This window comes from uncultured Pseudoxanthomonas sp., from assembly GCF_947498795.1.
GTDB lineage: Bacteria > Pseudomonadota > Gammaproteobacteria > Xanthomonadales > Xanthomonadaceae > Pseudoxanthomonas_A.
The window spans coordinates 604,750-618,810 of record NZ_CANMLQ010000001.1; the positions used below are offsets into that span (position 1 = coordinate 604,750).

Genomic DNA, 14,061 nt, shown 5'->3' on the forward strand with positions numbered 1-14,061 from the left:
CGCGCTCAAAAGAAGAAGGCCGCGCGTGGCGGCCTTCGTCGTGTCGCGGATCGGCGGCGCTTACATCGCGACGCGGCGGCCGCTCAGGTAGCGGTTGGCCCAGTAGCCGGTGATCAGGCTGTCCACGCGCACGTCCTTGCCGCTGCTCGGCGAGTGCAGGAAGCGGCCTTCGCCCACGTAGATGCCGACGTGGTTGATACGACCCTTCAGGCCGAAGAACACCAGGTCGCCCTGACGCAGCTCTTCGCGCGCGGCGACCAGTTCGGCATCGGCCTTGGAGGCCATGTCGCGGGAAACGCGCGGCAGTTCGATGCCCAGCGCGGTACGGAAGACGTAACCGACCAGCCCGCTGCAGTCGAAGCCGCTGTCGGGCGAGGTGCCGCCCCACCGGTAGGGCGTTCCCATCAGCGCCAGCGCGCGCTGCAGCACGGCGTTGACCTTGCCGCCCTGCTGTTCCTGCGACACCACGCCTTCCTTGCTCAGGTCATAGGCGGCCAGCAGCTTGCTGATGTCGCCGGCGACCATCGCGGAACGGTCGACCAGCGGCAAGGTGTCGCTGGCGGCAAGGCGGGGAAGCAGGGCGGACAGCGTGGCAGTCGCGGCTTCGGCAGCCTTTTCCTTCACGCTCGCCATGACGGGCTTGCTGGCCGGCGCGGGGGCGGCCAGCACGACGTCCGCGGAGGCAGGGCTTGACGCGCCGTCGACATACGCAGGTGCAGTCTGTGCGTGTACGGCAGACGCCATGGCAAAGAGGCCAAGGCTGAGAAGAAGTCGGGAAACCCTCCGCGGCAGGCGGTGGGTGGCGGCAGGCTGGCCTGTTGGCAGGTCGTCGTCGGTCGTCACGCGCGGTAGGGATTTAACAAGTCAGGGGCGATAATGCCGGCTGATCGGCCTGATTTGGTTCATAAATCGTTATTTATTCGTTAAGCGTGAACGTCACGCGTCACAGAGTTGACCGAATCCTAACGAAGCACGCGTTTCGCCCCGCTGTAATGGTCGCGCCAGTAAGGCCCATCCAGGTGATCGAGCCGGACGGTACCGCCGGTACTGGGGGCGTGGACGAACCGGCCCTCGCCGACATATATGCCCACATGGGTCACGCTTCCGCGGCTGCCGAAGAACACGAGGTCGGCCGGCGCAAGGCGGCCCGGTTCGATCCTGGGGCCCTGCACCTGCGCGAGCTCGCGCGATGTGCGCGGCAGGCGCAGGTCGAGCATGTCGCGGTACACATAGGTGACCAGGCCGCTGCAGTCGAAGCCCGATTCCGGCGTGTTGCCGCCGTAGCGGTAAGGCGTTCCCACCAGTCCGAGGGCTCGCATGAGTACCGACGTGGCGGCGGCCGGATCGTCGGCCTGCACCACGGGCCATGCCCGCTGACTGGGCGGCGGTGAGGACTTGCGTGCCTGCGGCTTGGAGCCGCCGCACCCGGCCAGCACGCACAGACCAGCGCAGAAGAGGGCCAGGACCCACGGCCGAAGTGGCGCGGGCGTGGGCAAGCCGGGATAATGTCGGGCCTTCATCGCGGCGCATCTTCGCCGCATTCCCTTGCGGCCGACAAGCCGCGTCCGTCCTGCCCGACGGCAGGCCCCGTCCAGAGTCCCGCATGAAAATCGCAAAAGACAGCGTCGTCCGTTTCCATTACACCGTGTCCGAAGCCGGCCAGGAGCCGATCGAAACCTCTAAGGACCGCGAGCCGCTGGCGATCCTGATCGGCCATGGCAACATCATTCCCGGTCTGGAGAACGCGATGCAGGACCGCGAGGCGGGCGAGAGCTTCGGCGTCGACGTCGCCGCAGCCGATGCGTACGGCGAGCGCCGCGACGGCCTGACCCAGCGCGTACCGAAGAAGCACTTCGGCAACAAGCGCCTGATCCCCGGCCAGCAGGTGGTGCTGCAGACCAACTTCGGCCCTCGCGCGGTGACCATCCAGAAGGTCGGCATGAGCGTGGTGGACGTGGACCTCAACCATCCGATGGCCGGCAAGGACCTCCACTTCGACGTGGAGATCGTGGAAGTGCGCGAAGCCAGCGCGGAAGAGATCGAACACGGCCACGTGCATGGCGACGGTGGACACCACCACTGAGCGCCCCGCGGCAGCGTCCGGAACGGCCCGCGAATGCGGGCCGTTTCTTTTGGCACGAAGGCCATCCACGGATGGCATGGTCTAATCCGCCATCGAACAGGGGAAGGGAATGACGGCGCAGACGACGGACAACCTGGCACCGATCGCGGTGGCCGAACGCATCGAAGCGATGGATGTGCTGCGCGGGTTCGCGCTGCTGGGCATCCTGCTGATGAACCTGGAAGGTTTCGTGGGGCCGGTGATGGCGGCGGGTACAGGGCTCGATCCCGCGCTCACGGGCCTGGACCGGACTGTCGACCTGCTGGTCTACGTGCTGGTGCAGGGCAAGTTCTACACGCTGTTCTCGCTGCTGTTCGGCATGGGCTTCGCGGTGATGTCGCAGCGCGCCGAACGCTCCGGCCGACCATTCGCCGGGGTGTACTGGCGTCGCGGCCTGTTGCTGCTGGCCTTCGGCGCGGTCCATGCGATCTTCATCTGGGCGGGCGACATCCTGATGATGTACGCGCTGTGCTCGTTCCTGCTGCTCGCTTTCCGGCCACTGCCCGCGCGCTGGCTGGTCTGGCTGGGCGTGCTCATCTATGTCGTGCCCATCGGCTTCATGTACCTGATGGGGGGCATGGGATCGCTGCTCGGCGGCACCGAGGGCTGGGACAAGGCCATGGGCGAGATCGGCAAGCAGATGCAGGTGCTGATCGAGAACGAGCGGGCCGCCTACAGCAGCGGCAGCTATGCCGAGGCCACCTGGCAGCGACTGAAGAGCACGGGCATGGCCCTGAGCAACATCACCATGTTCGGCTTCGTGGTGTTCGGCATGTTCCTGCTGGGCGCGTGGTTCGTGCGCAGTGGCGCCATCGCCCGGCCGCACGAGTTCCCGCGCCTGTACCGGGCGCTGCGCTGGGTCGCGCTGCCGATCGGCGTGCTGGCGATGGTCGCGTCGGTGGCGCTGGAGCCCACGATGGACTTCGCCACCTTCAACCTGCGCATCTCGACGGCGTTCGCATTGCAGCTGATCGCGAACCTGCTGATGTGCCTGGGCTACGTCGCCTGGGTGATGCGCGCGCTGGCGTCCCCATGGTGGGCGCGGCCGCTCGGCGCGCTGGCCCCTGCGGGCCGCATGGCGCTGACCAACTACCTGATGCACTCGCTGGTGTGCACGTGGATCTTCTATGGCTATGGGCTGGGCTATTTCGAGCAACTCCCGCGTGCCTGGCAACCGGTGTTCGCGCTGGTGCTGTTCGGCCTGCAGGTGCTGTTGAGCCGCCTGTGGCTGTCGCGGTTCCGCTTCGGTCCGATGGAATGGCTGTGGCGGTCGATGACGTACCTGAAGCCCCAACCCATGCGTCTACGCCAGGGATGATTGCGACTAGACTGTGGCGGTGAAATCCCCCCACGACGACGTCCTCATCATCGGCGGTGGCGCCATCGGCCTGGCGACGGGCCTCGCGTTGCTGGAAGCCGGGCGCAGCGTGCGCATCCTCGATGCCGCCGCCGTCGGCAGCGGCGCCTCGCACGGCAATTGCGGCACCATCACCCCCAGTCACGCGCCACCCCTGGCTGCGCCCGGCGTGGTGGCGCAGGCGCTGCGCTGGATGTTCACGCCCGATGCGCCGCTCTACCTCAAGCCGCGCGTCGATCCGGCGCTGTGGCACTGGCTGCTGCGCTTCGCTGCGCGCTGCAACGTGCGCGACTGGCGGGCGAGCACGCACGCGCGCTCCGCGTTGCTCAACGATGCGCGCACGCTGTTGGCCGACTGGGTACAGCGCTACGGCCTGGCATGCGAGTTCGAGGAAGAGGGGCTCGATTACGTCTTCCGTGATCCCCGGCGGTTCCAGCATTACGTCGACGAGGCGGCGGTGCTGGCGGAATTCGGCATCGCCACGCAGGTGTTCGACGGCACCACCTACGAGCGCGAGGAGCCCGCGATGCTGCCTGGCGTCGCCGGTGCGATCCGCTTCCCCGGCGATGCACGCCTGCGTCCCGACCGCTACGTGGCCGAACTGGCACGCGTGGTGCGCGAGCGGGGCGGCCGCATCGAGGCGCATTGCCGGGTGGAGCGGCTGGAGCGGGCCGCGGGCGGCGTGCGCCTGACGACATCGCAGGGCACGCGAGAAGGGCGGGACGCGGTGATCGCGCTGGGTGCATGGACCCCCGCATTTGCGCGCACGCTGGGAGTGAGGGCGCCGATCCAGCCCGGCAAGGGATACTCGATCACCTATTCGCGCCCCTCGCGCGTACCGCGCCACCCGATGTTGCTCAAGGACCGCTCGGTCTGCGTGACCGTCTGGGAAAGCGGCTACCGGCTGGGCAGCACGATGGAATTCTCCGGCCACGACGACACGCTCAACGCGATGCGGCTGGCGGCGCTGGAGCGCGGTGCGCGCGAGTTCCTGCGTGAGCCCGTGGGCCCAGAGGTGCAGGAGCGCTGGTGCGGATGGCGGCCGATGACCTGGGACGACCTGCCGCTGCTGGGGCGGGCGCCGGGCCATGAGCATGTCTGGATCGCCGCCGGCCACGGCATGCTCGGGATCAGCATGAGCAGTTCCACCGGCCAGCTGATGGCCGACCTGATGACCGGCCGCACGCCGGCGTTCGACCCTTCGCCGTACCGACCGGAGCGATTCGCATGAAGCCGCAGGCGTTCGACCTGATCGTGATCGGTGGCGGTTCCGGCGGACTCGCGGGTGCGTTCCGCGCTGCCGCGTACGGCGCGAAGGTGGCGCTGCTGGAACCGAACGCGCTGGGCGGCACCTGCGTGAACGTGGGTTGCGTACCGAAGAAGGCGATGTGGCTGGCCGCCGAGTTGTCGCAGCGCATCGCGATGGCGGCGTCGCTTGGCTTCGATACGGCGCCGCCGACGCTGGACTGGAGGGAATTCATCGTCCATCGCCAGCGCTACATCGCCGGCATCCATGCCAGTTACATGAAGCGGCTCGACGAGAGTGGCATCGTGCTGATGCCCTGCCGCGGTCGCTTGCTGGACGCCCACACCGTGGTCAATGCCGATGGCGTGGCACTCAGTGCAAAGCATCTGCTGATCGCGACCGGCGGCCATCCCGTCCGCCCGGATATCCCGGGGGCCGAGCTGGGCAAGGTGTCCGATGATTTCTTCAACCTGTGCGCCGCGCCACCGCGCGTGGCGATCATCGGCGGCGGTTACGTGGCGGTCGAACTGGCGGGCGTGCTGCAGGCGCTGGGCAGCCAGGTGGAGGTGTTCGTGCGCGGGCCGCGGCTGCTCGACGGTTTCGATGCGCAGGTCAGCGACGAACTGGCGGCGGACATGCGCCAGCACGGCGTGCGGCTGCAGTTCGGCCACGCGGTGGCGGCGCTCGAGCGCGCGCCCGGCGACGGCGTCGTGGTGCTGGCGGAGGACGGCACGCGTACCGATCGCTTCGATACGGTGCTCTTCGCCACGGGACGGCGCGCGTCGACGCAGGACCTGGGGCTGGACGTCGCCGGCGTGGCGCTGGACTCGAAGGGGTTCGTGCCAGTGGACGCACGCCAGGACACCCGCGTCCCTGGCATCCATGCCGTCGGCGACGTCACCGGGCAGGCGGCATTGACGCCGGTCGCCATCGCGGCCGCACGGCGGCTGATGGACCGCCTGTTCGGTGGCCAGCCCGATGCGCGGCTCGACTATGCGCAGATTCCGACGGTCGTGTTCTCGCATCCGCCGGTAGGGCGGGTCGGGCTGACCGAAGCCGAGGCGCGCGCGCAGCATGGCGATGCGGTGACGGTACTCACCACCCGTTTCAGGCCGATGCTGCACGCACTGGCGGATTCGCCGCAGCGCAGCCTGTTCAAGCTGGTCTGCGTGGGCGAGGACAAGCGCGTCGTGGGCCTGCACCTGCTCGGCGAAGGCGCGGACGAGATGCTGCAAGGCTTCGCGGTGGCGCTGAAGAAGGGCATCACGCTGGCCGACCTGCACGACACGGTCGCCATCCACCCCACCAGCGCCGAGGAAGTCGTGCTGATGCGCTGATCGGGTCGATGGGGCACGGCGATACAATGGCGGCATGGATACTTTCACCCTGCATCGTGGCACCGCGCCGCTGTTCATCAGCCTGCCGCACAACGGCACGCGCATACCCGACGAGCTCGCCGGGCGCATGACGCCGGAAGCACGGCGCGTGCCGGATACGGACTGGCATGTCGCCGAGCTGTACGACTTCGCCCGGTCGCTCGGCGCGTCGATCATCGTGCCGGCTTACTCGCGCTATGTCGTCGACCTCAACCGGCCGGAAGACGATGTCTCCCTGTATCCCGGTCAGAACACCACCGGTTTGTGCCCCAGCGTACGTTTCAGTGGCGACCCGGTGTACCTGCCCGACCAGGCGCCCACGCCCGCGGAGATCGCTTCGCGGGTGGATGCCTACTGGCGTCCTTATCACCACGCGCTGCGGCAGGAGCTCTTTCGCATCCGTGAGGCGCATGGACGCGTGGTGTTGTGGGAAGGCCATTCGATCCGCAGCGTGGTGCCGTTCCTGTTCGATGGGCGCCTGCCGGATTTCAATCTGGGTACTGCGGGTGGAACGAGTTGTTCGTCGACCCTGCAGCAGGCACTGGAAGCGGAACTGGCTGCGCAGTCGGACTACAGTTTCGTCGTCAACGGGCGCTTCCGTGGCGGTTACATCACCCGCCACTACGCGGATGTCGCCAGCGGTATCCAGACCGTGCAGCTCGAGCTGGCGCAGCTCAACTACATGGACGAAGACACCTTCGCCTACCTGCCGGAGCACGCGGTACGGACACAGGCTCTTGTCCGCCGCCTGCTGGAGCGCACGCTGGCGTGAGGCGCTTGCCATGACGCAGCCCAAGGCGGAAGACGAACTCGCGCAGCCGCTCGACGTGGCGCCGACCGAAGCGCTGGAGGCGCCGCGTCCGCGGCCGGGTCTGCATGCGGTCAGCCGTTCGGGCTTGGTGCTCGCGGCGCTTGGTGCCATCGCCTTCTCGGGCAAGGCCATCATCGTCAAGCTCGGTTACCGCTATGGCGCGGATGCGGTGACCCTGCTCGCGTTGCGCATGCTGGTGGCGTTTCCGTTCTTCCTGCTGATGGGGGCCTGGGCCGCGCGCCGCAGTGCGCCGCTGTCGCGTGCCGACCGCATGAAGATCGCGCTGCTCGGTTTCCTCGGCTATTACCTGGCCAGCTTCCTCGACTTCGCGGGCCTGGCCTACATCACGGCCACGCTGGAACGCCTGATTCTCTACCTCACGCCGACGCTGGTGGCGTTCGCTGGCTGGCTGGCGTTCGGCAAGCGCATTTCGCGACGACAGGTCCTGGCGCTGCTCGTCAGCTATGCGGGCGTCGCACTGGCGTTCGGGCACGACCTGCAGGCCGGCGGTTCCAACATCCTGCTCGGGGGCGTGCTGGTGTTCGGCAGCGCGCTCGCCTATGCGATGTACCTGGTCGGCAGCGGCGAACTGGTGGCGCGCGTCGGCGCGGTGCGGCTGACGGCGTACGCCAGCAGTGTGGCCAGCGTGCTGTGCCTGCTGCAGTTCGTCATCCTGCGGCCGTTGCAGGCGATGGTGTTGCCCTGGGAGGTGTATGCGCTGTCGGTGGTCAACGGCACGCTGTGTACGGTGCTGCCAGTGCTGGCGGTGATGATGGCGGTCGCGCGCATCGGCTCCGCGCTCGCTGCCCAGGTCGGCATGATCGGTCCGGTATCGACCATCGTGCTCAGCCTGCTGCTGCTGGGGGAACCGATGGGCCCGTGGCAGGTGGCCGGCACCGTGTTGGTGATGGCGGGGGTGTTCGTGGTGTCGCAACAGAAAGCCGTGGCGCGCTGACGACGTCGGTCAAGCGGTAACGGTCGCGTCGGCGAGCCACTGCACCACGCTGGCCAGTGCATCGGCGTGGCTGTCGCCGGCCTGCCTGCGCTCGCGGTAGCGCTGCAGCTGTCCATGTGCGCTGGTGCCGCGGTCCAGGATCTGCCAGACGCGCTCGACCTGCGGTGCGCAGGCCAGGGCCACGATGTCGCCGTGCAGCGCATCCAGCGTGTTCTCCAGCATCTCGCGCACCGGGACCAGTCGCCGACTGCCGAGGTCGATCAGGCCCGCATCGAAGCCATGACGCTGCGCCCGCCACAGGTTTTCCGCGATGATCGCCTGGTCGCCTGCATGAAGGTCGGCATGCAGCGCCGGTCTGCGCTCGAGGTGGCGCACCAGGCAACGGTAGACCTGCGCGATGGCCAGGGCATCGCAAAGGTCCGTGCACGCATCGGTAACGCGGAGTTCCAGCGTGGGAAATGCCAGCGACGGACGCACGGCCCACCACAGGAAGCTCGCGTCCTGGATCGCGCGGCCATCCATCATGCGCCGAACGTAGTGGTCGTACTCGTCCTGTTCGCGGAACAGCGGCGGCAGCCCGGTGCGCGGTATCTCCTGGTAAGCGGTCTGCCGGTAGCCCATCAGGCCGGTGGCATGGCCCATCCAGAACGGCGATGACGTGCTGAGCGCCAGCAGCAGCGGGAGAAACGGCTGCATGCGCGCCATCAGCCCGACGCGTCGGCCGGGATCTTCAGGTTGCACATGCACGTGCAGGCCGCAGAGCAGGTTGCGCTGGCCCAGCATCTGCAACTCGCCCATCACCTGGTCGTAGTGGGGCTTGTCAGTGCTGCGCTGGCCGCGCCACGACGCGGACGGATGGGTGCCGGCCGACAGCACGCCCAAGCCATGCCGATGCGCGATCTCGCCCACGGTCCGGCGCAACATGCGCAGCTCGCGTTCGGCGGCAGCGGTGTCGTCATGCACGCCGGTCTGCACTTCGACCTGGGTCTGCAGCATCTCGCTGCCGAAGCGCTCGCCCAATGCTTCCCGGCAGTCGGCGAAGAAGCGTCTCGGCATGTGCCGCAGGCGCCGGCCGTTGCGACGGACCAGGAAGTATTCTTCTTCCAGGCCGAAGGTGTACGGATGCGCGGCGCATTCCTGTGTCATGCGCGGGTTATCGCACCGGCACGGTGAACACGATGTTCAAGGGTGATGGGATGCGCCCGCATGTCGCCAGCGGCATCCGGTCGTGCCGTCCTGCGCGACGATCAGACCTCGAGCGACGCCAGGTCCCCCTTCGCCTCCAGCCACGACTTGCGGTCGGAGGCCCGCTTCTTCGCCAGCAGCATGTCCATCAGGCCGCGCGTCTGCGGCTCATCGTCCACGGTGAGCTGCACCAGTCGCCGCGTATCCGGATGGATCGTGGACTCGCGCAGCTGCGAGGGATTCATTTCGCCCAGCCCCTTGAAGCGGGTGACGTTGACCTGCCCGCGGATCTTTTCGCGCTCGATCTTTTCCAGCAGCAGCCGCTTCTCTTCTTCGTCGAGCGCGTAGAACACCTGCTTGCCTACGTCCACGCGGAACAGCGGCGGCATCGCCACGAACACGTGGCCTGCGTTCACCAGGGCCGGGAAATGGCGCAGGAACAGGGCGGTCAGCAGGGTGGCGATGTGCAGGCCGTCGGAATCCGCGTCGGCCAGGATCACCACCTTGCCGTAGCGCAGGCCGCTGATGTCGTCCTTGCCGGGATCGCAGCCGATGGCGATGGCCAGGTTGTGCACTTCGTCGGAGGCCAGCACCGAGGTGCTGGCGACTTCCCACGTGTTCAGGATCTTGCCGCGCAGCGGAAGGATCGCCTGGAAATCTTTGTCGCGCGCCTGCTTGGCCGAGCCGCCGGCCGAGTCGCCTTCCACCAGGAACAGCTCCGTGCGCGAGAGATCCTGGCTGATGCAGTCGGCCAGCTTGCCGGGCAGGGCGGGACCTTGGGTGACTTTCTTTCGGACGACCTGCTTTTCGGTCTTCAGTCGTGCGCTGGCGCGTTCGATGGCGATCTGCGCGATCTTCTCGCCCAGGTCGACGTGCTGGTTCAGCCACAGGCTGAAGGCGTCGTGCGCCGCGCCCTCGATGAAACCGGCAGCTTGGCGCGAAGACAGGCGTTCCTTGGTCTGGCCGCTGAACTGCGGGTCGGTCATCTTCAACGAGAGCACGAACGTCACGCGGTCCCACACGTCCTCGGGCGCCAGCTTCACGCCGCGCGGCAGCAGGTTGCGGAAGTCGCAGAATTCACGCAGCGCGTCGGTCAGGCCGCTGCGCAGGCCGTTGACGTGCGTGCCGTGCTGGGCGGTGGGAATCAGGTTGACGTAGCTTTCCTGCACGAGTTCGCCTTCCGTCACCCAGGCCACGGCCCAATCGACGACTTCGCTGTCCTTCTTGAGTTGGCCGACGAACAACTCGGGCGGCAGCAGTTCGCGGCCGGCCATCTCGCCGCGCAGGTAATCGCGCAGGCCGTCCTCGTAGTGCCAACTGTCGCGCTCACCGGTCGCTTCGTCGAAGAGGGTGACGTTCAGGCCGGGACACAGCACCGCCTTGGCGCGCAGCAAGTGCTTGAGCGCGCGCACATTGAACTTCGGCGTATCGAAGTATTTCGGGTCGGCCCAGAAGCGCACGCGGGTGCCGGTGTTCTTCTTGCCGACGCTGCCCACCACTTCCAGCGGCGTGGCGCGGTCGCCGTTGCGGAAGGTGATGCGGTGTTCGCTGCCTTCGCGCTTGATGTGCACCTCCACCAGCGTGGAGAGCGCATTGACCACGCTGACACCGACGCCATGGAGGCCGCCGGAGAAGGTGTAGTTCTTGTTGCTGAACTTGCCGCCCGCATGCAGGCGGGTGAGGATCAGCTCCACGCCCGGGATCTTCTCCTCGGGATGGATGTCGACCGGCATGCCGCGGCCATCGTCGCTGACTTCGCAGCTGCCGTCCTTGTACAGCGTGACCTCGATGCTGCCGGCATGCCCGGCCAGCGCCTCGTCCACCGCGTTGTCGATGACTTCCTGCGCCAGGTGGTTGGGACGGGCGGTGTCGGTGTACATGCCGGGCCGGCGCTTGACGGGGTCAAGGCCGGAAAGGACTTCGATGTCGGCGGCGTTGTAGCGGCTGCTCATGGTGCGTGGGGGTCTCAGCGGGACGGCGCGGCGTCCTGCAGGGCGCCGCCGGTGTAGGGATTGAAGAGGTAGTCGCCGGGGAAGCTTTCGCCGGTCGCGGCGTCCTGCCGCGGCGGCAGCAGGCTGCCCAGCGGCGTCCGGAACGTGTAGGTGTCGAGGGACGTGCGCACCTGCACCCGCCCGTCGGCCGCCGGATCGAACAGCGGCTTGCTCTTCGCATCGCGGGCATTGAGGACGGCGAAGTGCATGTTGTCGCCCATCGGCCCGAGCATGTTGGCCATCACGGGGCGCAGGATGGAAAGCAGGTTCTTCAGCGGTGCTGGGATGCTCGACGACGCCATGGGCGCGTGAACCGTGCCCGCCGCATCGACGAAGCGCATGTCGGCGAACAGCACATCGCCGTCGGCGAAGGCATCGATGCCTGCCATCCCCACCTTGCCGCGCACCATCGCCACCAGCAGGTAGTCGTCGAGCTGTGCAACGAACTGCTTGCGGTCGGCGTCCGACAGGTTTTGCTGCTGGGCGGCCGAGACATGCCAGTAGACCGGCGGGATGACCCAGACCAGTTCCATGGTGTCATCGCCCATGTGGGTGCGCTGGGTGTCCTGCGCCACCTGGTCCAGCCGGACCTCCTTCAGCGGCAACGGCGCGCGTTGCGCCCATGCGGTCGGCGCCAGCAGGGTCACGGCCACCAGGGCGGCGGCGAGCATTCGTAAGGAGAAGCGCATGCGACGTCCTCTGTCGGATCGAAGGGTGCGGCAGTGTGCCGCCTGGGCCGGATTTTTGCCATGTTCAGTCGCACGCGCTGACACTGCGCGCGCGGACAGGGATGCCCCTTGGGGACGCCGACCGGCGCCCCCAGATTTCCCCCATCCACGAGGAGCACTGCCATGAAGCCCCGCAACCTGTTGCTGCTGTCTGCCGCCGCCCTCGGCGCGTTGTTCGCGGTCCAGGCCCTTGCACAATCCCGGACTGCCAGCGAGGCCGACAAGCCCAGGCAGGACCAGACCCAGACCGCCGACCCCTCCGATCCGGAAGCCAAGGCGCGCCGACGTGCCGCCAATGAAGCTGCCGCCAAGCAGCGCAAGGCCGCGGAGGGCCAGCAGAAGAAGGCTGGCGACGAAGAGGAAGAGCGCAAGCCCTGACCGACGTCCGCTTTGCCGGAGCCCTTGTGCCGCAAGGGTTTCGCGCTCGCATGCAGGTACGCGACGCCCCGCTTCGGCGGGGCGTCGCGCTTCCGGGCGACACGCGTTGCCTGTAGACTATGGCTTTCCGGAGCCCCGCCCATGACTCCCCTGATTTTCGTTACCGGCGGCGTTGTGTCCTCGCTTGGCAAGGGCATCGCCGCCGCTTCGCTTGCGTCCATTCTCGAAGCACGTGGCCTGAAGGTCACGATGATGAAGCTGGACCCCTACATCAACGTCGATCCGGGCACCATGAGCCCGTTCCAGCACGGTGAGGTGTACGTCACCGACGACGGCGCCGAGACCGACCTGGACCTGGGCCACTACGAGCGCTTCGTGCGCACCCGCCTGAGTCGCAAGAACTCGGTCACCACCGGCCGGATCTACGAAAACGTGATCCGCAAGGAGCGCCGCGGCGACTACCTGGGCGCCACCGTGCAGGTGATCCCGCACATCACCGACGAGATCCGCCGCTGCATCGATGAGGCCACCGAAGGCTTCGACGTGGCGCTGGTCGAGATCGGCGGTACGGTCGGCGACATCGAGTCGCTGCCGTTCCTCGAGGCCATTCGCCAGATCCGCACCGAGCGAGGCCCAGAGAAGGCGCTCTTCATGCACCTGACACTGGTGCCCTACGTGGCGGCGGCGGGCGAGCTGAAGACCAAGCCCACGCAGCACTCGGTGAAGGAACTGCGCTCGATCGGCATCCAGCCCGACGTGCTGCTGTGCCGGTCCGAGCAGCCGATCCCCGATTCCGAGCGCCGCAAGATCTCCCTGTTCACCAACGTGCCCGAGCGCGCCGTCATCAGCGTGCCGGACGTGGACGTGCTCTACCGCATTCCGATGGGCCTGCACCGGCAGGGCCTGGACGACATCGTCCTGCGCCAGTTCCGCATCGACAACGCGCAGGCTGCGGACCTGTCCGAGTGGGAAGCCGCGGTCGATGCCACGCTCAATCCGCTGGATGAGGTGACCATCGCCGTCGTCGGCAAGTACGTCGATCACCAGGATGCGTACAAGTCGGTGGGCGAGGCCCTGAAGCATGGCGGCCTGCGCCAGCGCACGCGCGTCAACCTGAAGTGGATCGAAGCCCAGGAACTGGAAGGCACCGACATGGCGCTGCTGCAGGGCGTGGACGGCGTGCTTGTGCCGGGTGGCTTCGGCGATCGCGGCTTCGAAGGCAAGGTGCTGACCTCCCGCTTCGCCCGCGAGCAGAAGCTGCCGTATTTCGGCATCTGCTACGGCATGCAAGCGGCGGTTGTCGATTACGCCCGCCATGTGGCCGGACTGGAAAACGCCAACAGCACGGAGAACGACAAACAGTCGCCGCATCCCGTGATCGGCCTGATCACCGAGTGGCGCACGGCGGCCGGCGATGTCGAGAAGCGCGATGAGCGCTCCGACCTGGGCGGCACGATGCGCCTGGGCCTGCAGGAGCAGCGCCTGAAGCCCGGCACGTTGGCGCGGGACCTGTACGGCAAGGACGTGGTGGCCGAGCGCCATCGCCATCGGTACGAGTTCAACAACCGCTATCGCACCCAGTTGGAGGACGCCGGCCTGGTGATCGCGGCCAAGTCGATGGACGACCTGCTGGTGGAGATGGTGGAGTTGCCGCGCGCCGTGCATCCGTGGTTCCTGGCCTGCCAGGCGCACCCTGAGTTCCTGTCCACGCCGCGCGACGGCCATCCGCTGTTCGTCGGCTTCATCCGCGCCGCCCGCGAAAAGAAGGCGGGCGGCAAGCTGTTGAAGGAAGCGCGCGCGTAAATGCATGTCCCTGCTCCCGCCGGGAGAAGGTGCCCCAAAGGGGCGGATGAGGGTCCGGCGGAATCCGGTGTGTTCCAGCCATCCGTATTCCGCCGTACCCTCACCCCAA

13 protein-coding genes are annotated in these 14,061 nt (G+C 67.5%); 8 read left to right on the forward strand and 5 right to left on the reverse strand.

The window, feature by feature from the left end:
• Nucleotides 1–60 precede the first annotated feature (60 nt).
• Both Q0907_RS02875 and Q0907_RS02880 read right to left on the reverse strand, forming a co-directional pair.
• Entirely contained in the window at nucleotides 61–744 is a 684-nt protein-coding gene (locus tag Q0907_RS02875) for a C40 family peptidase (RefSeq protein WP_299341313.1), read from the reverse strand.
• Between the two features lie 218 nt (nucleotides 745–962).
• Complete coding sequence (locus tag Q0907_RS02880; protein WP_299341315.1) at nucleotides 963–1,520, reverse strand: C40 family peptidase; 558 nt, start codon at nucleotides 1,518–1,520, stop codon at nucleotides 963–965.
• Between the two features lie 83 nt (nucleotides 1,521–1,603).
• Here Q0907_RS02880 and Q0907_RS02885 point away from each other — a divergent pair, with 83 nt between their 5' ends.
• The 6 genes from Q0907_RS02885 (at nucleotide 1,604) to Q0907_RS02910 (ending at nucleotide 7,867) form a co-directional block, all read left to right on the forward strand.
• Nucleotides 1,604–2,083: a peptidylprolyl isomerase gene (locus Q0907_RS02885; protein WP_299341317.1), complete on the forward strand. Its 480-nt coding sequence runs from the start codon at nucleotides 1,604–1,606 to the stop codon at nucleotides 2,081–2,083.
• Nucleotides 2,084–2,192: 109 nt separating this feature from the next.
• Nucleotides 2,193–3,440: a DUF418 domain-containing protein gene (locus Q0907_RS02890; RefSeq protein ID WP_299341319.1), complete on the forward strand. Its 1,248-nt coding sequence runs from the start codon at nucleotides 2,193–2,195 to the stop codon at nucleotides 3,438–3,440.
• Nucleotides 3,441–3,459: 19 nt separating this feature from the next.
• Nucleotides 3,460–4,710, forward strand: a complete 1,251-nt coding sequence (locus Q0907_RS02895) for an FAD-dependent oxidoreductase (protein WP_299341320.1) — start codon at nucleotides 3,460–3,462, stop codon at nucleotides 4,708–4,710.
• Nucleotides 4,707–6,062, forward strand: a complete 1,356-nt coding sequence (gene gorA / locus Q0907_RS02900) for a glutathione-disulfide reductase (RefSeq protein WP_299341322.1) — start codon at nucleotides 4,707–4,709, stop codon at nucleotides 6,060–6,062. The genes Q0907_RS02895 and gorA overlap by 4 nt, the downstream gene beginning before the upstream one ends.
• A gap of 34 nt (nucleotides 6,063–6,096) precedes the next feature.
• A complete protein-coding gene (hutG, locus tag Q0907_RS02905) occupies nucleotides 6,097–6,873 on the forward strand; it encodes an N-formylglutamate deformylase (protein ID WP_299341324.1) in 777 nt (258 codons plus the stop codon).
• Between the two features lie 10 nt (nucleotides 6,874–6,883).
• On the forward strand, nucleotides 6,884–7,867 hold the full coding sequence (locus Q0907_RS02910) for a DMT family transporter (protein WP_299341326.1): 984 nt from the start codon (nucleotides 6,884–6,886) through the stop codon (nucleotides 7,865–7,867).
• A gap of 9 nt (nucleotides 7,868–7,876) precedes the next feature.
• Here the strand turns inward: Q0907_RS02910 and Q0907_RS02915 are convergent, their stop codons facing one another.
• The 3 genes from Q0907_RS02915 to Q0907_RS02925 form a co-directional block, all read right to left on the reverse strand.
• Complete coding sequence (locus tag Q0907_RS02915) at nucleotides 7,877–9,013, reverse strand: carboxylate-amine ligase (protein WP_299341328.1); 1,137 nt, start codon at nucleotides 9,011–9,013, stop codon at nucleotides 7,877–7,879.
• A gap of 101 nt (nucleotides 9,014–9,114) precedes the next feature.
• A complete protein-coding gene (gene parE, locus Q0907_RS02920) occupies nucleotides 9,115–11,004 on the reverse strand; it encodes a DNA topoisomerase IV subunit B (RefSeq protein ID WP_299341330.1) in 1,890 nt (629 codons plus the stop codon).
• 14 nt (nucleotides 11,005–11,018) lie between these two features.
• Nucleotides 11,019–11,732 (reverse strand): hypothetical protein, encoded by a 714-nt coding sequence (locus tag Q0907_RS02925; RefSeq protein WP_299341332.1) that lies wholly within the window; start codon nucleotides 11,730–11,732, stop codon nucleotides 11,019–11,021.
• Between the two features lie 162 nt (nucleotides 11,733–11,894).
• On the opposite strand from Q0907_RS02925, the gene Q0907_RS02930 reads away from it, so the two are divergent.
• Nucleotides 11,895–12,149: a hypothetical protein gene (locus tag Q0907_RS02930; RefSeq protein ID WP_296282477.1), complete on the forward strand. Its 255-nt coding sequence runs from the start codon at nucleotides 11,895–11,897 to the stop codon at nucleotides 12,147–12,149.
• Between the two features lie 141 nt (nucleotides 12,150–12,290).
• Nucleotides 12,291–13,952, forward strand: a complete 1,662-nt coding sequence (locus tag Q0907_RS02935; protein ID WP_296282476.1) for a CTP synthase — start codon at nucleotides 12,291–12,293, stop codon at nucleotides 13,950–13,952.
• The last annotated feature ends 109 nt before the right edge of the window (nucleotides 13,953–14,061 follow it).

Coding starts and splice junctions, on each gene's coding strand:
- Q0907_RS02875 (WP_299341313.1), bottom strand. CDS start 744: ATGGCGTCTGCCGTACACGCACAGACTGCACCTGCGTATGTCGACGGC.
- Q0907_RS02880 (WP_299341315.1), bottom strand. CDS start 1,520: ATGAAGGCCCGACATTATCCCGGCTTGCCCACGCCCGCGCCACTTCGG.
- Q0907_RS02885 (WP_299341317.1), top strand. CDS start 1,604: ATGAAAATCGCAAAAGACAGCGTCGTCCGTTTCCATTACACCGTGTCC.
- Q0907_RS02890 (WP_299341319.1), top strand. CDS start 2,193: ATGACGGCGCAGACGACGGACAACCTGGCACCGATCGCGGTGGCCGAA.
- gorA (WP_299341322.1), top strand. CDS start 4,707: ATGAAGCCGCAGGCGTTCGACCTGATCGTGATCGGTGGCGGTTCCGGC.
- hutG (WP_299341324.1), top strand. CDS start 6,097: ATGGATACTTTCACCCTGCATCGTGGCACCGCGCCGCTGTTCATCAGC.
- Q0907_RS02910 (WP_299341326.1), top strand. CDS start 6,884: ATGACGCAGCCCAAGGCGGAAGACGAACTCGCGCAGCCGCTCGACGTG.
- Q0907_RS02915 (WP_299341328.1), bottom strand. CDS start 9,013: ATGACACAGGAATGCGCCGCGCATCCGTACACCTTCGGCCTGGAAGAA.
- parE (WP_299341330.1), bottom strand. CDS start 11,004: ATGAGCAGCCGCTACAACGCCGCCGACATCGAAGTCCTTTCCGGCCTT.
- Q0907_RS02925 (WP_299341332.1), bottom strand. CDS start 11,732: ATGCGCTTCTCCTTACGAATGCTCGCCGCCGCCCTGGTGGCCGTGACC.
- Q0907_RS02930 (WP_296282477.1), top strand. CDS start 11,895: ATGAAGCCCCGCAACCTGTTGCTGCTGTCTGCCGCCGCCCTCGGCGCG.
- Q0907_RS02935 (WP_296282476.1), top strand. CDS start 12,291: ATGACTCCCCTGATTTTCGTTACCGGCGGCGTTGTGTCCTCGCTTGGC.